Raw genomic sequence first — 19,879 nt, 5'->3', positions numbered from 1 at the left:
ACCTCGCTTCGCTGTGCGCGGTGGCGCGGAGGGCTGAACATGATGGTGACCTCGCCTTGCCCGGCCACGTGACCTCCTTGACGCACCGCTGCACCAGACCCGCGAAGACGGGCCCGGTCCGCTCTAGTTGCCTCACCTGAGAGCCTACGTCGGATCGCCGCCCCAACCTTCTCGGAGGCCGTCCTGTGGGACGCGATCCAGCGAGATTCCACCCCGGTTTGAGGTGTTTCCATCCGCTCGCCGTAATCCAGATCACGACACCGCCGGCCCGCCCGGCCGGCGGGGACGCCGGCGCGACCGGAACGGGTGCTGCGACGGCCCGCCGGGATCACTCCGTCGGGGCCGACGGCGCCCCGGCCGCCGGGGCGGCCATCCGCCGCCGCAGCGAGGTGGTCGCCAGGGCGAGGGCGAACAGCACGAGCAGGGTGGAGGCCACGATCAGGAGGACCGCCGTGCGCCGCGTCGAGTCGCCGTCGCCGTCGCTGACGGCCGGGGCACCCGCCGCCAGCACACCCTGCGAGCCGGTCGGCGCCGGCGGCGAGGCGACCGGGGTCGCCAGGGCGGCGGCGGCGGTGATGCGGAAGCTCATCTGCACCTGCCGGGTCTTGCCGCTGCGCGGGTCGAGCTGGCCGGTCACCGCGCCGGCCAGCGGGGCCTCCCGCTGCGCCTCGGGCGTCGCGGTGACCGGCAGCCGCAGCTCCGCCGTGCGGCCGGCGGCAACGGTGCCGAGCTCGCAGCGGGTACGGGCCGGGCTGACCGCGGTGCAGCCGGCCGGGGGCGTCGGCACGGACACCCCCGCGGGCAGGATCACCTCGACCCCGCCGGTGGCGTCCACCCGGCCGGTGTTGCCCAGCCGTACGGCCAGCCCGCTCGCCGCGCCGCTGATGTCGAAGGTGACGGCGTCGGCGTCGAGCCTGATCCCGGGCACCGGCGGGCCGGGCGGGAAGAGCACGGCGAAGCCCTCGTTGTCGCCCACCTGGCCGGGCACCCCGGGGGCGGTCGCGGTGACCCGGACGGAACCGCTGAGCGGCATCCGCTTCCAGGCGTCGCCGCCGACCCGTACGCGGAGCAGGGTGCTGAACCGGGCGCCGGGCGCGCTGGTCCACTCGCCGCAGCGGTGCTCCCCGCCGCCGAGGCCGGCGCAGCCCGCGGTGCCGGCGTCGGTCAGCCCGGCCGGGAGCGTGTAGGTGAGCCGGATCCGGGCGGGCGTGGCGCCGGTGTTGGTGATGGTCACCCGGAGCGTGGTCACCGTGCTCGGCGCGTTCCAGTACGCGGCGGTCAGGGTGACGTCGTCGGTCGTGACGCGGACCCCGGCCTGCGGGGTCGGCGGGCTCGGGGCGGGCGCGGAGGGCCGGACCGGCGGCACCGAGGGCCCCGGGGCCGGTGCGGTCGTGGGCGCGGCGGTGGTCGGCGCCGGTTCCTCGGGCGCCGTCGTCGTGGGGGCCGGCTCGGACGTCTCGGCGGGGGGCGTGGTCTCCGGCGGCGGTGCCGTGGTGGCCGGCGCGTCGGTGGGCGCCGGTCCGGTCTCCGTCGGATCCGCCGTCGGGGTCTCCCCGCCGGGCTCCGCCGCCGGCTCGGTCGCGGCGGCGGCCCGGGTGGCGGTCGGGGCGGCCGTCGCCCAGCCCGGTGCCGCGGCGACCGTCAGGCCGAGCGCGAGCGAGATCACCAGCAGCGGCCAGGCGCGTCGGTCACGCGCCCGCCGGCCGGGCCGTACGTCCACGCGGGCCATCTGTCCTCCGGTGACGATGAGTAAGGTCCCAATATTCGACAACAGTTGCCAGGTGGCACTAGTCCCACCGGGAAACAAATCCGTAACGGGTTCGACGCGGCCGACCGCCGGGGGCGGTAGGCTCAGCGACCGTGACCGGTTACCTGGGCTCGTACGCGACGCTCGGGCTGCTCCTGCTCGCCAGCGTCCTCTTCTTCGTTACGGCGTTCTCGGCCAACCGGGTGTTACGTCCCGCCCGCCCCGCGGACCCGGTCGGCAAGCGCGCCACCTACGAGTGCGGCCTCGATCCCGTCGGCGGCGACTGGGCGCAGATGCAGATCCGTTACTACGTGTACGCATACCTCTACGTGTTGTTCGCCGTGGAGTCGGTGTTCCTCTTCCCCTGGGCGGTGGTCTTCGACCGGCCGGGGTTCGGTCTGGTCACCGTCGTGGAGATGGCGGTCTTCGTCGCGGTGCTGGCACTCGGCATCCTCTACGCCTGGCGGAAGAACATCCTGCGCTGGTCCTGACCGCCGCGCCGGCCCCGGTGCGCCCGTCCCCGGGTCAGGTGGTCAGGCCAGGCCGCGCCGGGTCAGCGTGGGCGGGCGGTCGCCCCGGATCGAGGCGACCATGTCGAGCACCCGGCGGGTCGGGCGGACCTGGTGGGCGCGGAACACCCGGGCGCCCAGCCAGGCCGAGACCGCGGTGGCCGCCAGCGTCCCCTCCAGCCGCTCGGCCACCGGCAGGTCCAACGTCTCACCGACGAAGTCCTTGTTCGACAGGGCGACCAGCAGGGGCCAGCCTGTGCCGGAGAGCTCGTCGAGCCGGCGGGTGATCTCCAACGAGTGACGGGTGTTCTTGCCGAAGTCGTGCGCCGGGTCGATCAGGATGCCGTCGGCGCGTACGCCCAGCGCGACCGCGCGTTCGGCGAGCCCGGTCACCGTCGCGACCACGTCGGCGACCACGTCGGTGAAGGCCGCCCGGTGCGGGCGGGTCCGGGGCGCCAGGCCGCCGGCGTGCGAGCAGACCAGCCCCGCACCGGTCTCCGCCGCCACCCGGGCCAGCGCCGGGTCGGCGCCCGACCAGGTGTCGTTGAGCAGGTCGGCGCCCGCCGCCACCGCCTCCTGCGCCACCTCGGCCCGCCAGGTGTCGATCGAGATCACCACGTCCGGGAAGGCGGCCCGCACGGCGGCGATGGTCCGGACCGTGCGGCGGATCTCCTCGGCCGCGTCGACCTCCTCGCCGGGGCCGGCCTTGACCCCGCCGATGTCGATGATCTCGGCGCCCTCCTCGACCGCCCGCTCCACCGCGCGCAGCGCGCTGTCCTGCGCGAAGGTCGCACCGCGGTCGAAGAACGAGTCCGGTGTGCGGTTGACGATCGCCATCACCGCCAGCTCGCCCGGGCCGAACGTGCGCCCACCGAGCCGAAGCGCCCCGGCCATACCGCCTCCTGAAGGTCCGCGCCGGCGACCACCTCGCACCACCGGCCGTCACGACGCTAGCGGGTCCGCCCCGTCCCGGCCCCGCCGGTCCGCCTGGTCCGGCTCCATCGGTTCGTGTGGTCGGGTTCCGTCGGTCCGCAGGCGGCGCCGTCGGCCGTTCCGGCCCGCCGGGCCGCTCTCCGCTACGGCCCGGAGCGGGCGCCGGACGGCGCTCCGGCACATCGATCCGCGACGCGGGCGGTGGCGGGGTCGCTCCGGCCCGTTCGACGTGCCACGATCTGTGCATGGATCAGGTGCTGCTCCTGCTGGTCGTGGCGTTGACCGTCGCGGCGGTCGTGTTCGGGGTGACGGTGTTGGTCACCGGCCGGGATCCCGGCCTGGCGCCGGCCGAGCCGGACGGCCGGGCCGTGCCGTTGCCGGCCGCCCGTCCGCTGCGCGAGGCCGACGTCAGCGAGGTCCGGTTCGACACCGCCCCGCGGGGTTACCGCATGGCCCAGGTCGACCAGGCGATGCGTCGCGCGGCCTACGACATCGGCTACAAGTCCGAGTTGATCGGCGTACTGGAGGCGGAGGTGGCCGCGCTGCGCGAGGGACGGACGGCCGACGCCGAGGAGCTGCGCCGGGCCCGCGAGCAGGCGGCAGCGGCGGCGGCCGAGGCGCCGTCGGAGGCCCGGGGGGCGGTGCCGGTCGACGCCGGCCGGCCGGCGGCACGCGGCGAGACCGACGTCGTCGTCGAGCCGATCCCCGCCTTCGCCGGCGCGACCGCCGGATCGGCGGCGGGCGAGTCGGCCTCCCCCGGCGTCGGGGCCGCCGGGCGCCCCGGCGACGCGACCGCTCGGCCGGATGACGAGGGCGCGGACCGCGCCGCGACGGACGCCGACGGCGCCGCGGAGCCGACCGGCGCGACCAAGGCGACCAACGCGGCTGGCGCGGCCGGCGCGGCCAACGCGCCCGGCACGGCGGGCGACAGCTCGGCGGGCGGCGGCACGGCGTCGCCGGCGGGCGGCGGCGAGCGGTCCGGTCCGGCGGCCCGGTCGGAGTCGACGTGACCGGGCCGAAACGCGGCGACGACCTCGGGGAGGTGGCCCAGCCCGGCGCGGGCGAGGTCACCGCCACGGTCATCGTCGACGCGCCGGCGCCGCGGGTCTTCGCGGCGCTGACCGCCTGGGAACGGCAGTCGGACTGGATCCCGTTCACCACCGTCCGGCTGGTCGAGGGGGACGGCGGGGAGGGCAGCCTGGTGGAGGCGGTCACCACGCTCGGGCCGGCCGTGCTGCGCGACGAGATGCGGGTGGTCCGCGTGGACGCGCCCTACGAGGTCGGCGTGGTGCACTGCGGGAAGCTGCTGCGCGGCCCGGGCGTGCTGCGCTGCACCCCGCTGGAGCGCGACCGCACCCAGGTGGTCTGGCACGAGTGGTTCCACCTGCCCGGCGGTCCGGCCGGCCGGATGGCCTGGCCGGTGCTCTGGCCCGGCTCGAAGTTCAGCCTCACCCAGGCGTTGCGCAGGTTCGGCCGGTTGGTCGAGCAGGGCCGGCTGCCCTGAACCGGTCCGATGATCGACTCGACGTCCCCGACAGCGGGCCGTCGACGCGACGCGGTGACCGCGGTGTCGTCGACTCCGGGGCGTCCGAGCCCGGTCGCGGGGGCGCGCCGCGAAGCCCGGGGCGTTGGGCCGGTCGGTGTGGTGCCCTAGCGTGGACGCGTGACTGACCTGGTGATCGGCGCCGACGGGCTGCCGCGCTGCGCCTGGGGGGCCGGCACCCCGGACTATGCCGTCTACCACGACACCGAGTGGAGCCGGCCCCTGCACGGCGACGACGCGCTCTACGAACGGATCACTCTGGAGGCGTTCCAGTCGGGGCTGTCCTGGCTGACCATCCTGCGCAAACGCCCCGCGTTCCGGCTGGCCTTCGACGAGTTCCGGATCGAGACCGTGGCCGGCTACGGCGACGCCGACGTCGCCAGGCTGCTCGCCGACGCCGGCATCGTCCGCAACCGGGCCAAGATCGAGGCGGCCATCGCCAACGCCCGCGCGGCGCTGGCGCTGCCGGAGGGGCTCTCCGCGCTGCTCTGGTCCTTCGCCCCGCCGCCACGGCCGGCCCGGCCCCGGTCCTTCGCGGAGGTGCCGGCGCTCACCCCCGAGTCCACCGCGCTGGCCAAGGCGCTCAAGAAGCGGGGCTTCCGCTTCGTCGGCCCGACCACGGCCTACGCGCTGATGCAGGCCACCGGGATGGTCGACGACCACCTCGCGGGCTGCCACGTCGTGGCGGCGGAGGTGGCGTGATGGGATGGGGTTCATGACGATCGTGACCGCGCACCGGATGGACGGCGCCCGTCCCGCCGACGGCACGGGCGCCTGGGCGGTGCTGCTGCCCACCGGGCGCTACGAGGCCGAGCGGCTCGTCCATCACGACACCCTCGAACTGACCGGTCTGCCCGACGCCGCCCGCCCCCGCCCCGGTGACCGGGTGGCCGTGCTGGCCGACGCGCCGCCACGGGTGGTGGCGCTGGGCCGGGTCGCCGCCGCCAGCGGCCAGGAGCGGGAGGACCCGGACGACCCGCAGTCGGAGCGGGGCGACGCGCCGCTGGTGGTGGCGTACACCCGCCGGGCCTTCGACGAGCCGGTGCCGGCCGACGCGCTGACGCTCGACGGGCCGGTGACCGCCCTCGATCCGGCGGCCTTCCGGGAGTTGGCCGACCGGCTCGGTCCGCCGCCGGGCCGGCGCTCCTGGCTGGTCAGCCTCGACCTGCCGATCGAGGCGGCCACGCCGGCCGAGGCGGTCCGGCTGTTCTGGGCCTACGTGCAGGAGTTGGGGCCGCGAGAGCTGCCCGCCTTCGTGTCGCCCTCCGGGGACGAGCTGGCCATGCAGGCGTTCGTCCTCGGCGCGGAGGCCAACCAGGATCCGGAGGAGGACGACTGACCCGCCGCCCGGCGGCCGCCGGGCAGGGGGTCAGCGGCCCTCGAAGACCGCCTTCTCCTTGTTGACGAAGGCCAGCGTGCCGGCGCGGTGGTCGGCGGTGCCCCCGCAGATCGACTGAGCCTGCGCCTCGGCGGCCAGGGCGTCGGCCAGGGTGCCCGCATCGGCGATGGAGAGTTGCCGCTTGATCGCCCCGTAGGCGACGGTGGGGCCGGCGGCCAGCCGGGCGGCCAGCTCCTGCGCGGTCGGCAACACCTGCTCGTCGTCCTCCACCAGACGGTTGAGCAGCCCGAGCTGGCAGGCGTCCACCGCGCGTACCGGCTCGGCCAGCAGCAGCAGCTCGATGGCCTTGGCGTGGCCGACCAGCCGGGGCAGCGTCCAGGACGCGCCGGTGTCGGCGGCGAGCCCGACCTTGGCGAACGCCATCAGGAAGCTGGTCGACGGCCCGCCGATGCGGATGTCGGCCAGGAAGGCCAGCGAGGCGCCCGCCCCGGCGGCCATGCCCCGAACCGCCGCGACCACCGGCTTGGGCAGGTTGGCGAGCCGGGCGGCGATCGGGTTGTAGTGCGCCCGCACGGTGTCCAGCGGATTGCCGTCGGTCGAGTTCAGCGACTGCACGTGCTCGCGCAGGTCCTGGCCGGCGCTGAACGACCGACCGGCGCCGGCGAGCACCACCGCGCGGCAGGACCGGTCGGTCTCCAGCTCGGCGAGGGTTTCCCGCAGGGCCTCCTTGAGCGCCACGTCGAACGCGTTCATCGCCTCGGGGCGGTTCAGCGTCAGGGTGACGACGGCGTCGGTGCGGTCGACGAGCAGCGGCTCGGTCACTTCTAACGACCCTTCTGTCGGGCGATGCGGTTGCCGGAGTCGAGGCACTGCTCGACGTACCGGTCGGCGGCCGGCCGCAGCCGGGCCGCGTGCCGGTCGAAGAAACTGGCCGCGGCGATGCCGGGCCAACGCTCGGGGAGCAGCGCCGGGGGCAGCTGCGGGTCCCGGAACAGGAAGGTACGCCACGCGTGCACGAGCCGGAACCGGGCGGCGTACGCCTCCTCGTCGGCGCTGCGCACGGTCACGCCGGCCAGCAGCGGCCGCTGCTCGGCGACGAACTGCTCGTAGGCCCGGCCGATCTCCGCCAGGTCCCAGGCGCGGCGCACCACGCCCATCGCGCCGGAGGTGCCGGCGGTGTGCGCGGCGGTGAACCGCTCGTAGCGCACCCCCGCCTCGTCGAGCAGCACGTCGACGTCCTCACCCGGGCGGGTGGCGACCCAGGTGCACTCGTCCAGGGCGCCGTAGCCGAGGAAGGTCAGGCTGGCGGCGAGCCGTTGCCGGTCCCGCCGGGACAGGGGCGCCTCCAGCACCAGCAGGTCGAACCGTCCGTCCCAGCTGACCCGGCCGGTCCGGTAGATCCGCGCGGCCGCCTCGTCCAGCCGGCGGGCGGCTTTCGGTGTGATCGAGTATCCCGGCCCGGAGTTGAGCCGGCACGGGTCGAGCCAGCCCTGACGGACCATCCGGGAGACCGCCGTGCGCACGGCGGGCGGGGCGATCCCGAGCGGCGCCAGCAGCCTGACCAGGGCGGCGACGGGTGCCCGGCCGCCCCTCGTCCGGAGGTGGTCGCCGTACAGGTCGAAGAGTGCCGACCGTGCCTGCATGACCGCACATTGTGACAGGCCTTCTCAGGATAAGCTAGATGCTGTTACATCAATGCTGCTTCGGTTTGGGTCCGGCGGTGTTCATCAGGGAAAATCGTTGGTCGACACCCCCGCGTAGGTTTTGGGTGGCAGGACGAAGTGGCTGTGGGGCAACCCACCGACCCTGGTGTAGGTCTGAGGGGAGACAACATGGCGGCGATGAAGCCGCGGACGGGCGACGGTCCGCTGGAAGTCACCAAGGAGGGCCGGGGCATCGTCATGCGCGTCCCGCTGGAGGGCGGTGGCCGGCTCGTCGTCGAGATGACTCCCGACGAGGCCAACGCGCTCGGTGACGCGTTGAAGGCAGCCGCCGGCTGACCGAGGAACGGACCGCGCGCCCGCGCGGGCCTTTCGTCAACCCCTGAGCCACCGGCCCCGCCGGTGGCTCAGGGTCTTCATTTCCCGCGGAGCCGTGCTCCGTGAGCTTTCCTGGAGGTACGGCTCCGCGTGCTCGCCATCCGTCTGCTCGCCGAGCCGGACCGGCTCGACACCCTCGCCCTGCCCGTCCGCCCGGGTACCGGCGACGACGCCCCGGCCGAACCGGCCCCGACCGGCGTGAGGCTGCCCGAGGGCGTCGCCGAGGAGGCCGCCGCCCTGGCGCCGGCCGCGCGGCTGACCGGTCGGCCCGGTGAGGTCCAGGCGCAGCTGCGACCCGGGCGGGATCCGGGCCGGCTGCTGCTGCTCGGCGTCGGCGCGGGCGACGAGGCGGGCTGGCGGGCCGCCGGGGCCGCCCTGGCGCGGGTGGCGAAGGATGAGAGACACGTCACGTTGGCGATGCCGGCCGAGGCCACCCCGGCGGCCGTCCGGGGACTGGTCGAGGGGCTGCTGCTGGGGTCGTACCGGTTCCGGATGACGGACGCCGGCCCGACCCCCGCGCTGGCGGGGGTCGACGTGCTGGTCACCGACCCCGGCGCACACGGCGCGGCGGTCGAGGTGGCCCGCACTACGGCCCGGTTGACCCGGTTCGCCCGCGACCTCACCAACACCCCGTCCTCGGTCAAGAACCCCGAGTGGTTCGCCGACCAGGTCGCCGCCGCCGTCGCCGACGCGCCGGACCTGCACCTGCGGGTACGCGGCCCGGACGAGCTGGCGGCGCGGGGCTTCGGCGGGCTCCTCGCCGTCGGGGGCGGCTCGGCCAGCCCGCCGCGCCTGGTCGAGCTGGACTGGCGCCCGGCCGACGCGCGCACCCACGTGGTGCTGGTCGGCAAGGGGATCACCTTCGACACCGGCGGCATCTCGATCAAGCCGGTGCCGGCGATGAAACTGATGCGCAAGGACATGGCCGGGGCGGCGGCGGTGGTCGCGGCGGCCCTCGGCGCGGCGGCGTTGCGCCTGCCGGTCCGGGTCACCACGCTCGCGCCGCTGGCGGAGAACATGCTCAGCGGCTCGGCCTTCCGCCCCGGCGACGTCGTCCGCCACTACGGCGGCACGACCAGCGAAACCACCAACTCCGACGCCGAGGGCCGGCTCGTCCTGGCCGACGCGCTCGCGTACGCCGCCGCCGAGCTCAAGCCCGACCTGCTGATCGACCTCGCCACCCTCACCGGGGCGAACGCGGTGGCGCTGGGCAAGCGCACGGGCGCCCTCTACAGCGACAACGACGGGCTCGCGGCGGACGTGCTGGCCGCGATCGACGCCGCCGGCGAGGCGGCCTGGCGGATGCCGCTGCCCGCCGACTACACCGAGTACCTCGGCAGCGAGCTGGCCGACCTGCACAGCTCGCCGGACCGGGGCGCGGGCTCGGTGACGGCCGCCCTCTTCCTTCGCGAGTTCACCGGCGAGCTGCGCGACCGGTGGCTGCACGTGGACATGTCCGCCCCGTCCTGGGCCGAGGGCGACGACGCCGAGCTGACCCGGGGCGCGACGGGCTGGGGCGTACGCTCGCTGCTGCGCTGGCTGGGCACGCTGGCCTGACCGCCGGGCGGCGCCCGCTCCCGGTGGGCGCCACGGTCACCGCCGGCCGGTCAGCACTTCACGGCGGCGAGCAGCCCGTGGCCGACCGGCAACAGCGCCGGGATCCAGTGCTCCGACTCCCGGATCGCCTTGATCGCCTCGCGGACGGTCACCGTCTCGACGTCGCGGGCGGCGGGGTCGCCGATCCGGCCGCCCGCCAGCGTGCCGTTGAGCGCGAGCACGCCGCCCGGGCGCAGCAGGCGCAGCGCGGCGTCCACGCAGGCGGCGAAGCCGGTCGACTCCGCGTCCACGAAGACCAGGTCGTACGCGCCGTCGGCGAGGCGGGGCAGCACCTCCAGCGCCCGGCCGGTGATGATCCGGGTCCGACCGGCGGCGAACCCCGCCTCGGCGAAGATCCGGCGGGCGATCCGCTGGTGCTCCACCTCCACGTCGATGGTGGTGAGCACCCCGTCGGCGCGCATGCCGCGCAGCAGCCAGACCCCGCTGACGCCCGTGCCGGTGCCGATCTCCACGACCGCGCGGGCGCTGCCGGCGGCGGCGAGCAGCCGCAGCGCCGCGCCGGCGCCGGGGGTCACCGCGTCGAGGCCTACCTCGTGGGCCAGGCTGCGGGCGGTGCGCAGGACGAGGTCCTCGGTCACGTACGACTCGGCGAAGTGCAGTGCCTGGGCCGACGACGTGCCGGAACCGGCGACGGTGGCGATGGGACACCTCCGGGCGGCGCGTGTGGTGCGGGGGCGGGTGGGCACTGTGAGCCTAGAGGCGGCACCGGACGGGCGCAGCCGCGCGTCCGTCAACCGACGATCACGGCACCGGCAACCGGTGACTCGATCCGGGGCATCCGTGTAATCCTGGAAGCGGTGTTCCGTCGATCGCGACCGGGCGACCCCGTCGCCGGGTCCGTGGAGCGCGGGATCCGGGGATGGAGTGGGAGGCACCGACGTGACCGACGGCTGGGACTGGCGCCAGCCGGGGGGAACTCCGGCACCGGCGCGACCGCCGGGGCCCGGATACCCGCCGGTGGGGTCGCCGCAGGCGCCGCAGGGCGCCGGGGGTGGCACGACTTCGCCCTGGTGGTCCGACGCGCTGGCCGACCCGTGGCGCGATCCGGGTGCCCCGGCCGCCGTGCTGCTGCCGGCCGGGGCGAGCCCCGGCGCCCAGCCGGAGCCGGTCAGCGACCCGGACGCCCCTCGCCGGCCGACGCTGCGGCAGTTGCTGCTCATCCCGCTGATCACGGCGTTGCTCGCGGGCAGCCTCGGCGGCGCGCTGGGGTACGCCTTCGCGGTGCGCGGCGGCGCCGGGGTCGGCACGGTGCTCGGCGCCGACCCGCAGGCGCCCGGCCTGGCCCAGCGCCGGCCAGAGTCGCTCGCCGGGGTCGCCGAGCGGGTACTGCCCAGCGTGGTGACCGTCCGGGTGGCGGGCCTCGGCGGCACGAGCGAGGGCTCCGGCTTCGTCGCCAGCGCCGACGGCCACGTGATCACCAACGACCACGTGCTGGCGGGGGCGACCGGCAAGGCGTCGGTGGTCTTCAACGACGGCAGCTCGGCCCCGGCCACCGTCGTGGGGCAGGACCCGGAGTCCGACATCGCCGTGATCAAGGTCTCCCGGACGGGCCTGCGTCCGGTCGAGTTCGGCGACTCCGACGCGCTGGCCGTCGGGGACCCGGTGCTGGCCATGGGATCGCCGCTCTCGCTGGCCAACACGGTCACCGCCGGCATCGTCAGCGCCCTGGACCGGACGATGCGGGCGGGGGAGCCCGGCGGCCCCACCCGCTACTACGCGGCGATCCAGACCGACGCGGCGGTCAACCACGGCAACTCCGGCGGCCCGCTGGTCGACGGCGCCGGCCGGGTGATCGGGGTCAACTCGACCATCAAGTCGCTGGTCTCGGACGGGCAGGAGGCGGGCAACATCGGCCTCGCCTTCGCCATCCCGATCAACCAGGCCAAGCGGATCACCCAGGACATCATCGGCACCGGGAAGGCCCGGCGTACGGTGATCGGCGCGCAGGTCGGCGGGCCCGGCACGGGCACCGGCGGGCCCGGCGTACGCCTGGCGGCGGTGGAACCGTCCGGGCCGGCGGCGGGGGCGGGGCTGAAGGCCGGCGACGTGATCCTGAAGCTCAACGGGCGGCCGATGACCGAACCGACCGACCTGATCGCCCTGGTGCGGAAGTTCGCGCCCGGCGCGGTGGTGACCGTCGAGTACCGCCGGGGCTCCGACCGGCAGAACGCCTCCGTGACGTTGGCCGCGGACGCCAAGTAGCGGCCGGGCACCCCTCCCCGCGGGCGTGCGACGTGCGTAGTCTTGCTGCTGACCGAAGGAGGCCCGCGCAGTGTTCGAGAACCTGAACTGGTGGGAGATCGGCGCGCTGCTGCTCCTGGCGCTGCTGATCTTCGGTGACCGGCTGCCCGTGGTGATCAGCGACGGCCTGCGGATGGTGCGCAACCTGCGCAACATGGCCCGCAACGCCACCACGGACCTCAGCCGCGAGCTGGGCACCGACATCCAGCTGGAGGACCTGCACCCGAAGGCGTTCATCCGCAAGCACCTGCTCACCGAGGAGGACGAGCAGGCGATCCGGAAGCCGCTGCAGGGCGTCTACGACAACCTGCGCGCGGACGTCACCGGCGTGCACAACGAGCTGAAGGACGTGGCCTCCGCCGCCGACCTGCGCTCGGGTGGCGCCCGCCCCGCCACCGCCACCGGCAGCGCGCCGGCCCCCGCCCCGCGCGCCAGCTACGACGACGCGACCTGACCCGCCCGCCGTACCCGTTGGGGACGGCGACGGGGGCGACGCTCCCCGGGGGGAACGCCGCCCCCGTGCGGGTGGCGTCGGCGCCGGCCGTGGCCGGCGTACGGTCAGCGGCCGGCGGGCTTGAGACCCAGCGGCTTGCCGAGCAGCGACTCCCGGCGTACGGCCAGCCGGTCGGCGACCTGGCCCAGGGCCTTCGCGGCCGGCGACTCCGGCTCGGCCAGCACGATCGGGGTGCCGACGTCGCCGGCCTCGCGCACGCGGGTGTCGAGCGGGATCTGCCCGAGCAGCGGCACCTGCGCGCCGATGGTCTTCGTCAGCGACTCGGCCACCGCCTGACCGCCGCCCGCGCCGAAGACCTCCATGCGGGAGCCGTCCGGCAGCTCCAGCCAGGACATGTTCTCGATGACGCCGACCACGCGCTGGTGGGTCTGCAACGCGATCGCGCCGGCCCGCTCCGCCACCTCGGCTGCGGCGGTCTGCGGGGTCGTGACGATCAGGATCTCGGAGTTGGGCAGCAACTGGGCCAGGGAGATGGCCACGTCCCCGGTGCCCGGGGGCAGGTCGAGCAGGAGCACGTCCAGCTCGCCCCAGTAGACGTCGGCGAGGAACTGCTGCAGGGCCCGGTGCAGCATCGGGCCGCGCCACACCACGGCGGCGTTGCCGGCGGTGAACATGCCGATCGAGATGACCTTCACGCCGTGCGACTGCGGCGGCATGATCATGTCCTCGACGCGGGTCGGGCGGCCGTCCGCGCCGAGCATCCGGGGCACGGAGTGGCCGTAGATGTCCGCGTCGACCACGCCGACGGAGAGCCCGCGGGCGGCCAGCGCCGCGGCCAGGTTGACCGTCACGCTGGACTTGCCGACGCCGCCCTTGCCGCTGGCGACCGCGTAGACCCGGGTCCGGGAGCCCGGCTGGGCGAACGGAATGACCGGTTCCTGGGAGGCGTTGCCGCCGCGCAGCCGCGACTGGAGCTCTTGGCGCTGCTCGGGGCTCATCACGCCGAACTCGATCTCCACGCCGGTCACCCCGGGCACCGCGCCGACCGCGGCCGTGATGTCGGCGCGCAGCTTGTCCTTCAGCGGGCAGCCGGCGACGGTGAGCAGCAGCTCGACCCGCACGACGCCGTCGTCGCCGACCTCGGCGGAGCGGACCATGCCCAGTTCGGTGATGGGCCGGCGGATCTCCGGGTCGTTGACGGTGGCCAGCGCGGCCTGGATCGCGTCGGAGACGGTGCTGACGGGTGCTGACATGCCCGCAATGCTACGTCGGAGGCGAACACCCACCGCCGCCCGCGGTGGCCGGTGTGAGCGAATCGATGGCCGCGGTCGGGGCGACCGGCGGACGGCGCGAATCGGGACGTTCCGCGTGGCCCGACCGCCGCCCGGCGGCGTGGGGCGAGCGCTCTGCCGGCCCGACCACCCGGACCTCGGGCCCGCTGCCCCCGGCCCCGCCGCTCAGGCCCCCGACTCGCGCCCCTCGGGCCGGCGGTCGGGGGCGAGGTCGCCGTCCAGCTCGTCGCGGGGCTCCTCCAGCCCGTCGCCGTGCTGCGGGATCTTCTCCTGCTGCCGGCGCTCCAGCCGCTGCCGGCGCCGGCCCGCCTCGTCCAGCTCCTCGGCCAGCCGGGCCAGTTCCGAGCGGAGGAAGTCCCGGGTGGCCACCTCGCCCATCGCGTTGCGCAGCGCGGCGATCTCCCGGGTCAGGTACTCCGTGTCGGCCTTCTGCATGGTCGCCCGCCGCCGGTCCTCCTCCAGGGAGACCCGGTCCCGGTCGGCCTGGCGGTTCTGGGCCAGCAGGATCAGCGGGGCCGCGTAGCTGGCCTGGAGGGAGAGCACCAGGGTCAGGAACGTGAAGGTGTACGGGTCGAAGCGCAGGGGCGCCGGGGCCAGGGTGTTCCAGGCGAACCACAGCGCGATGACGATCGTCATGTAGACGATGAAGTTCGCGGTGCCCATCCCCCGGGCGATCCCCTCGGACCACCGGCCGAACGCCTCCGGGTCGAACCGGGGCAGCTTGACGCCCCGGGGCTCGCGCGGCTGGTCGAGCCGCTGCGCCCGCCGCTGCTCAGCCATCCACGCCGTCCAGGGTCGGCCCGGCGGTGGCCGGGCTCTCGGCGGCGTCCCGGTCCCGCCAGTCGCGGGGCAGGAGGTGGTCGAGCACGTCGTCGACCGTGACCGCGCCGACCAGCCGGTTGCTGCGGTCGATCACCGGCATGGCGACCAGGTCGTACGTGGCCATCCGGCGGGTGATCTCCGGCAGCGGGGTGGTTGGCCGCAGCGGGTCGATGTCGTTGACCACGATGCCGCCGAGCAGGTCGGCCGGCGGCTCACGCAGCAGCCGCTGGAAGTGCACCATGCCGAGGTAGCGGCCGGTGGGCGTGGTCATCGGCGCCCGGGTCACGAAGACCTGCGCGGCGATCGCGGGCGAGAGCTGCGGTTCCCGGATCCGGGCCAGCGCCTCGGCGACCGTGGCGTCCGGGGGCAGGATGACCGGCTCGGAGGTCATCACGCTGCCCGCCGTGCCCGGCGTGTACTTGAGCAGCTGACGCACCGGATCGGCCTCGTCCGGCTGCATCAGGTCGAGCAGCACGTCCTGCTCGGGCGGCGGCAGCTCGCTGAGCAGGTCGGCCGCGTCGTCCGGGTCCATCTCCTCCAGCACGTCGGCGGCCCGCTCCCGGTCCAGCGCCGCCAGGATCTCCACCTGGTCGTGCTCGGGCAGCTCGCTGAGCACGTCCGCCAGGCGTTCGTCGTCGAGGGCGGCGGCGACCTCGTTGCGCCGGGCGTCGGGGAGGTCCTGCAGGGCGTTGGCGAGGTCGGCCGGGCGCATGTCCTCCAGGACCGCGAGCAGGTTGGCGGTGCCCCTGCTGTCGGCGATCCCGCTCAGCCCGCGTACCCGCTCCCACTCGACCTGTTGCAGGTGCCCCCGACGGGTCAGCCGGCCGGTCTGCTCGCGTACGGCGACCCGGGCCAGCGACCACTCCCCGCCCCGGCTGCACTCCATCGCCACGTCGACCACCGAGCCGGGCTGCGCGCCGGGGTCGACCTGCACCCGCCGGTCGAGCAGTTCCTGGAGCACGAGCAGCTCGTTCGGACGCTTCTCGAAGCGCCGCAGGTTGAGCGTGCCGCTGCCGAGCACGACCGCGTCGGCGTCGATGGAGGTGATCCGGTTCAGCGACAGGAAGATCCGCCGCCGCATCGGCATCTCGGCGACCAGCCCGATCACCTCGGGCGGGCGTTGCGTCGGCCGCAGCCGGGCCACGGCGTCGCGGACCCGGCCCACCTGGTCACCGTTGGGATCGAAGACGGCGACTCCGGCGAGCCGGGCGAGGTAGACCCGGGTCGGCGTGCTCACGGGCACCAGCCTAAGCGCCTAGTGTCTAACAACATGTCGACCCTGGCCTACGAGATCGTGGACGTCTTCACCGACCGCCCGTTCGCCGGCAACCCGCTGGCGGTGGTGTTCGGCGCCGAAGGGCTGGCCACCGAGCAGATGCAGGCGCTCGCGCTGGAGTTCAACCTCTCCGAGACGGTGTTCGTGCTCCCGCCCACCCGGGCCGGCGCCACCTACCGGGCCCGCATCTTCACCCCGGTCGAGGAGCTGCCCTTCGCCGGCCATCCCAGCGTCGGCGCGGCGGTGACCGCCCGCCGCCGGGGCCTGTTCGATGTGGGGCAGGTCACTCAGGAGTGCGGGGCCGGCGTGCTCCCCGTCGAGGTGACCGCCACCGGGGCGACGCTCACGGGCGGCCTCCCCACCCTCGGTCCCGAGCTCGACCCGGAGCCGCTGCTGGAGATGGCCGGGCTCAGCGCGGACGACCACGTCGGCCCGGCCCCCCGGGTGGCCGGCTGCGGGCTGGAGTTCCCCTACCTCCCGGTCCGCCCGGAGGCGGTGGCCCGGGCGCGGGTCAACGCGGCGGCGGCGGAGCGGTACGGCGTCGAGCACGTCAGCGTCTTCTCCTGGGACGCCGCCGTCCAAACCGCGCACGCCCGGGTCTTCGTCCCCGGGCTCGGCGTCCCGGAGGACCCGGCCACCGGCTCGGCGGCCCTGGGGCTCGGGGTGTGGCTGGTCGCCAGCGGTCTGCTGCCGGGCGACGGGCACGCGCGGTACACCGTGCACCAGGGCGTCGAGATCGGCCGTCCGTCGCTGCTGGCCTGCACGGTGACGGCCGCCGGCGGCCAGGCGGTGGGCGCCACCGTGACCGGCCAGGTGATGCCGGTCGCCCGGGGCGAGATCACGGTCCCCCCGTTCGTCGGCTGACCCGCCGAGGGGACCGGGACCGGCCGGTGGGCGGGCGGCGCTGACGGAACCGGCCCGGGTGCGGGAGGATGCCGGGGTGACCGACGCGGACCGGACCAGCACGCCGCTGGTCGACGAGGCGATGAAGAAGGCGGCGGTGGCCTGGGTGAGCGTGCCCGGCGGCCCGGCGCTCGGGCTGTGGTGCGTACCGCTGGAGGGGGCGCTCTTCGTGGTCAGCGGCCCGGGGGAGCAGTCCGCACCCGGCCTCGCCGACGCCACCGACGCCCAGGTCACCTTGCGCGGCGACCACGGCGGGCGGATCGTCTCCTGGCCGGCCCGGGTGAGCCGCCTGGCACCGGGGACCGAGCACTGGGAGACGACCGCGCCGTTGGTGGCCGCGAAGCGGCTGAACGCGTCCGGCTCCGCCGCCGAACTCGTCGAACGCTGGGCGGCCGACGGCTGCGCGATCAACCGGCTGGCCCCGGCCGGTGAGCCCGTCGCCGGTGCCGCGCTGCCCGCGGACTCGCTGGCCGAGGTGCCACGCGAGACGCCGGCGGCCCGGGCGACCCGGAAGCCGTTCCGGCTGCACCGGGTCCGTCGCCGCTGAGGCGGGCCGGGGTCAGCGGGAGCCGCAGGCGGCCGGCAGTTGCGGGCCCGCCGGCACCGCCGCCGCCCGCACCAGGTCGACCACCTCGTCCAGCGAGCGCAGCACCGGCCCGATCCAGCCGGCGTCGGCGTTGAACACCATGTGCCCGGCCAGGTCCGGCGCGGCCAGCCGTACGGCGGTCATCCCGGCCCGCTCCGCCCCGGTCAGTTCCTGGCTGCCGCCGTCGCCGACGTAGAGGCAGTCCGCCGGGGCCAGGTCGAGCCGCCGGCACGCCGCCTGGTAGAGCGCCGGGTCCGGCTTGCAGCTGCCCACCTGCACGGAGAAGACCCGCACGTCGAGCAGCGGGTCGATCGGCAACTGCGGCAGGAACGCGGGCAGCTCGTGCGTGCAGTCGCTGATCACCCCGGTGCGCAGGCCGAGGCGGCGCAGCGCGGCCAGCGTGGGCACCGCCTCCTCACGCAGCCGGGTGTCGGCGCGGATGGCCCGGTGGCGGGAGGCGACCGCCGAGCGGACCGCGTCGTCCGAGGGGCGTACGCCGGCCTGCTCGCAGACCCAGCGCAGGGTCGCCTCGGCGTTGCCGAGCCGCCCGCAGGCGCGTTCGTAGAAGGTGCGGTCGAGCACGTCGACGAGCGTGCTCGGCGGACATCCGAGCAGCTCGGCGGTCGACCGGTGGGCCGCGCCCCGCTGGACGGAACGGCTCAACGTGCCGAAGAAGTCGAACAGCACCGCCTGGTACGTGGGCATGGGGGAGCGCCTCCGGGCGGTAGGGGAATCGCCGGCGCGGACAAGCATGATCGTAACGGAGTGCTGACGTTACGTGGTGGCCGTGCCCGTGTGAGGATTGCTCCCCGTGTCCCCCGTACCGCGCCGCCCGTTCGACCCGGTGACCACCGGGGCGCTCGTGCTGGCCGTCGTCGCCGTCTCGTCCTCCGCGCCGCTGGTGGCCTTCGCGGCGGCGCCGGCGCTGGCCGTCGCGTTCTGGCGCAACCTGCTCTCGGTCGCCGTGCTCGGCCCGTTCTCGGCGACCCGGCGACGCGCCGAGTTCCGCTCGCTGCGGGTCGGCGCGGGCCGCCGGGAGGGGGTCTACTGCGTGCTGTCGGGGGTGGCGCTCGCCGCGCACTTCGCCACCTGGATGCCGAGCGCCAAGCTCACCTCGGTCGCGGCGGCGACCGCGCTCTGCGCCACCCAACCGGTCTGGCAGGGGCTGATCGCCCGGGCCCAGGGCCGCCGGCTGCCGGGCGCCGTGTGGGTCGGCATCGCGGTGGCGGTCGCGGGTGCCGGCGTGGCGACCGGGGCCGACTTCGCCGTCTCCGGCCGGGCCGTGGCCGGCGACCTGCTGGCGGTGGCCGGGGGCATGTTCGCGGCGGTCTACACCGCGCTGGGTGAGCGGGCCCGCACGACGATCAGTACCACCACCTACACCACCATCTGCTACGGGGTCTGCGCGCTGCTGCTGCTCGTGGTCTGCCTGGTCGGCCGGGTGCCGCTGACCGGGTTCGACACCGACACCTGGCTCGTGGTGCTGGCCCTGGTCGCCGGCGCCCAACTGCTCGGGCACTCGATGTTCAACTTCGCTTTGAAGAAGGTCTCGGCGACCACGGTCAGCGTGCTGGCCCTGCTGGAGGCCCCGGGCGCGGCCCTGATCGGTTGGGCCTGGCTGGGGCAGCTGCCCGGGGTGACCGCGCTGCTCGGGCTGGCGCTGCTGCTCTCCGGCGTCGCGGTGGTGGTGCTCGGCGGCGCCCGCCGGGCCCGGCCGCTCTCCACCGCCGTCCCCGCCGACGCCGCCCCGCCGGGCGACTGAGGCGCGCGGCCGGCCGCTCCGACCGGGCCGTCCGCCGCTACCTGCCGTCCGCGGTCACCTCGTGCACCTCCAGCACCCGGGCGGTCGGGGCGGCGTCGCCCAGCTCGTCCCGCAGCGCCGCCCGCTGCGGGTCGGCCAGGAAGCCGGCGTAGCCGTCGCGGGTGTCGAAACGGATCAGGTGCACCTCCGTCCGCCCGTCGCCGGTGCGCTGCCGGCGCTCCAGCCGCCCGCCGTGCCGGCGGAGCAGGCCGAGCACCGTGTCCTCGTACCGTCGGCCGGCCTCGACCGCGTGCGCGGCCAGCTCCACCAGCGCCACCAGGCGTACGGCGGCGGCCGGGTCGGTGACCAGCGACTTGAAGAAGTGGTGGTCGACGTGGCCGCCGGGGATGCCCTCCCGGTGCCCGGTGTCGAGGTAGCCGTGCCGGCGGTAGAACCCCGGCGCCTGGAACGACAGTGAGGAGACCGAGATCTCCGTGCAGCCGCGCCGCCGGGCCTCCTCCTCGGCGGCGCGCAGCAGCCGGCCGCCCCAGCCCTCGGCGCGGCGCTCCTCGCGCACCCAGACCATGTTGATCCCGGCGCAGCCGCCCCAGGTCCATCCGGTCAGGCCGGCCACCAGCTCGCCGTCGGCGTCGTCGACCCGGACGGAGAGGACGGCCTCGTCCGTCGCGCCGGTGGCCCGGTTGTTGAAGGTGGTCAGCTCGGCGTCGAGCCGGGCCTGGAGCTCCTCGTCCCTGCCGAGCACGCGCAGGGTGGCGCCGCCGTCGTTCCCCGTGGTCGTCATGGGGCGGAGTATCGCAGCGCCCCGGCCACCGGCGA

22 protein-coding genes are annotated in these 19,879 nt (G+C 75.5%); 12 read left to right on the top strand and 10 right to left on the bottom strand.

Annotated elements, in window-relative coordinates:
• Positions 1–328: 328 nt before the first annotated feature.
• Positions 329–1,729, bottom strand: a complete 1,401-nt coding sequence (locus tag V6V16_RS02345) for a hypothetical protein (RefSeq protein WP_334559064.1) — start codon at positions 1,727–1,729, stop codon at positions 329–331.
• Positions 1,730–1,860: 131 nt separating this feature from the next.
• Between V6V16_RS02345 and ndhC the strand changes: the two genes are divergently transcribed.
• Positions 1,861–2,238, top strand: a complete 378-nt coding sequence (gene ndhC / locus V6V16_RS02340) for an NADH-quinone oxidoreductase subunit A (RefSeq protein ID WP_334559062.1) — start codon at positions 1,861–1,863, stop codon at positions 2,236–2,238.
• A 42-nt stretch (positions 2,239–2,280) separates the two neighbouring features.
• Here ndhC and folP read toward each other — a convergent pair whose 3' ends face one another.
• Positions 2,281–3,150 carry a dihydropteroate synthase gene (folP, locus tag V6V16_RS02335; protein ID WP_334559061.1) on the bottom strand — a complete coding sequence of 290 codons (870 nt, stop codon included), beginning with the start codon at positions 3,148–3,150 and terminating at the stop codon, positions 2,281–2,283.
• A 284-nt stretch (positions 3,151–3,434) separates the two neighbouring features.
• Between folP and V6V16_RS27830 the strand changes: the two genes are divergently transcribed.
• The 4 genes from V6V16_RS27830 to V6V16_RS02315 all read left to right on the top strand — a co-directional run bounded on the left by V6V16_RS27830 (position 3,435) and on the right by V6V16_RS02315 (position 6,071).
• The gene (locus tag V6V16_RS27830; protein WP_442934016.1) at positions 3,435–4,199 is read left to right on the top strand and encodes a DivIVA domain-containing protein; all 765 of its coding nucleotides are present in this window, start codon (positions 3,435–3,437) and stop codon (positions 4,197–4,199) included.
• Positions 4,196–4,693: an SRPBCC family protein gene (locus tag V6V16_RS02325; RefSeq protein ID WP_334559060.1), complete on the top strand. Its 498-nt coding sequence runs from the start codon at positions 4,196–4,198 to the stop codon at positions 4,691–4,693. The genes V6V16_RS27830 and V6V16_RS02325 overlap by 4 nt, the downstream gene beginning before the upstream one ends.
• A gap of 159 nt (positions 4,694–4,852) precedes the next feature.
• Positions 4,853–5,434, top strand: coding sequence for a DNA-3-methyladenine glycosylase I (locus V6V16_RS02320; RefSeq protein WP_334559059.1), 582 nt, complete (start codon positions 4,853–4,855; stop codon positions 5,432–5,434).
• Positions 5,435–5,447: 13 nt separating this feature from the next.
• Positions 5,448–6,071, top strand: coding sequence for a hypothetical protein (locus V6V16_RS02315; protein WP_334559057.1), 624 nt, complete (start codon positions 5,448–5,450; stop codon positions 6,069–6,071).
• Between the two features lie 30 nt (positions 6,072–6,101).
• Here V6V16_RS02315 and V6V16_RS02310 read toward each other — a convergent pair whose 3' ends face one another.
• Entirely contained in the window at positions 6,102–6,893 is a 792-nt protein-coding gene (locus tag V6V16_RS02310) for an enoyl-CoA hydratase-related protein (RefSeq protein WP_334559055.1), read from the bottom strand.
• A 2-nt stretch (positions 6,894–6,895) separates the two neighbouring features.
• Positions 6,896–7,714: a PaaX family transcriptional regulator gene (locus V6V16_RS02305; RefSeq protein ID WP_334559054.1), complete on the bottom strand. Its 819-nt coding sequence runs from the start codon at positions 7,712–7,714 to the stop codon at positions 6,896–6,898.
• A 189-nt stretch (positions 7,715–7,903) separates the two neighbouring features.
• Here V6V16_RS02305 and V6V16_RS02300 point away from each other — a divergent pair, with 189 nt between their 5' ends.
• Positions 7,904–8,071, top strand: coding sequence for a DUF3117 domain-containing protein (locus tag V6V16_RS02300; protein WP_007455245.1), 168 nt, complete (start codon positions 7,904–7,906; stop codon positions 8,069–8,071).
• Positions 8,072–8,200: 129 nt separating this feature from the next.
• On the top strand, positions 8,201–9,667 hold the full coding sequence (locus tag V6V16_RS02295) for a leucyl aminopeptidase family protein (protein ID WP_334559053.1): 1,467 nt from the start codon (positions 8,201–8,203) through the stop codon (positions 9,665–9,667).
• 50 nt (positions 9,668–9,717) lie between these two features.
• Here V6V16_RS02295 and V6V16_RS02290 read toward each other — a convergent pair whose 3' ends face one another.
• The gene (locus V6V16_RS02290; protein ID WP_334559397.1) at positions 9,718–10,305 is read right to left on the bottom strand and encodes an O-methyltransferase; all 588 of its coding nucleotides are present in this window, start codon (positions 10,303–10,305) and stop codon (positions 9,718–9,720) included.
• 286 nt (positions 10,306–10,591) lie between these two features.
• On the opposite strand from V6V16_RS02290, the gene V6V16_RS02285 reads away from it, so the two are divergent.
• Both V6V16_RS02285 and V6V16_RS02280 read left to right on the top strand, forming a co-directional pair.
• Positions 10,592–11,929: a S1C family serine protease gene (locus tag V6V16_RS02285; RefSeq protein ID WP_334559051.1), complete on the top strand. Its 1,338-nt coding sequence runs from the start codon at positions 10,592–10,594 to the stop codon at positions 11,927–11,929.
• 70 nt (positions 11,930–11,999) lie between these two features.
• On the top strand, positions 12,000–12,422 hold the full coding sequence (locus tag V6V16_RS02280; RefSeq protein ID WP_334559050.1) for a preprotein translocase subunit TatB: 423 nt from the start codon (positions 12,000–12,002) through the stop codon (positions 12,420–12,422).
• A gap of 104 nt (positions 12,423–12,526) precedes the next feature.
• Here V6V16_RS02280 and V6V16_RS02275 read toward each other — a convergent pair whose 3' ends face one another.
• From V6V16_RS02275 to V6V16_RS02265, 3 genes are all read right to left on the bottom strand, one after another.
• Positions 12,527–13,675, bottom strand: a complete 1,149-nt coding sequence (locus tag V6V16_RS02275; protein WP_334559049.1) for an Mrp/NBP35 family ATP-binding protein — start codon at positions 13,673–13,675, stop codon at positions 12,527–12,529.
• Positions 13,676–13,879: 204 nt separating this feature from the next.
• The gene (locus V6V16_RS02270) at positions 13,880–14,494 is read right to left on the bottom strand and encodes a DUF1003 domain-containing protein (RefSeq protein WP_334559047.1); all 615 of its coding nucleotides are present in this window, start codon (positions 14,492–14,494) and stop codon (positions 13,880–13,882) included.
• Positions 14,487–15,773 carry a magnesium transporter MgtE N-terminal domain-containing protein gene (locus tag V6V16_RS02265; protein WP_334559045.1) on the bottom strand — a complete coding sequence of 429 codons (1,287 nt, stop codon included), beginning with the start codon at positions 15,771–15,773 and terminating at the stop codon, positions 14,487–14,489. The genes V6V16_RS02270 and V6V16_RS02265 overlap by 8 nt, the downstream gene beginning before the upstream one ends.
• A gap of 33 nt (positions 15,774–15,806) precedes the next feature.
• On the opposite strand from V6V16_RS02265, the gene V6V16_RS02260 reads away from it, so the two are divergent.
• Together V6V16_RS02260 and V6V16_RS02255 are read left to right on the top strand one after the other, a co-directional pair.
• Positions 15,807–16,676, top strand: coding sequence for a PhzF family phenazine biosynthesis protein (locus V6V16_RS02260; RefSeq protein ID WP_334559043.1), 870 nt, complete (start codon positions 15,807–15,809; stop codon positions 16,674–16,676).
• Between the two features lie 76 nt (positions 16,677–16,752).
• Positions 16,753–17,262, top strand: coding sequence for a hypothetical protein (locus V6V16_RS02255; protein WP_334559041.1), 510 nt, complete (start codon positions 16,753–16,755; stop codon positions 17,260–17,262).
• A 12-nt stretch (positions 17,263–17,274) separates the two neighbouring features.
• Here the strand turns inward: V6V16_RS02255 and V6V16_RS02250 are convergent, their stop codons facing one another.
• Entirely contained in the window at positions 17,275–18,006 is a 732-nt protein-coding gene (locus V6V16_RS02250; RefSeq protein WP_334559040.1) for an HAD family hydrolase, read from the bottom strand.
• Positions 18,007–18,112: 106 nt separating this feature from the next.
• Between V6V16_RS02250 and V6V16_RS02245 the strand changes: the two genes are divergently transcribed.
• A complete protein-coding gene (locus V6V16_RS02245; RefSeq protein WP_442934015.1) occupies positions 18,113–19,063 on the top strand; it encodes a DMT family transporter in 951 nt (316 codons plus the stop codon).
• A 37-nt stretch (positions 19,064–19,100) separates the two neighbouring features.
• On the opposite strand, the gene V6V16_RS02240 is transcribed toward V6V16_RS02245, so the two are convergent.
• Positions 19,101–19,844: a GNAT family N-acetyltransferase gene (locus V6V16_RS02240; RefSeq protein WP_334559036.1), complete on the bottom strand. Its 744-nt coding sequence runs from the start codon at positions 19,842–19,844 to the stop codon at positions 19,101–19,103.
• Between the last annotated feature and the right edge of the window lie 35 nt (positions 19,845–19,879).

This window comes from Micromonospora sp. CPCC 205561 (assembly GCF_036906775.1).
Taxonomy (GTDB): Bacteria; Actinomycetota; Actinomycetes; order Mycobacteriales; family Micromonosporaceae; genus Micromonospora.
This window is presented reverse-complemented; position numbering and strand designations above follow the sequence as displayed.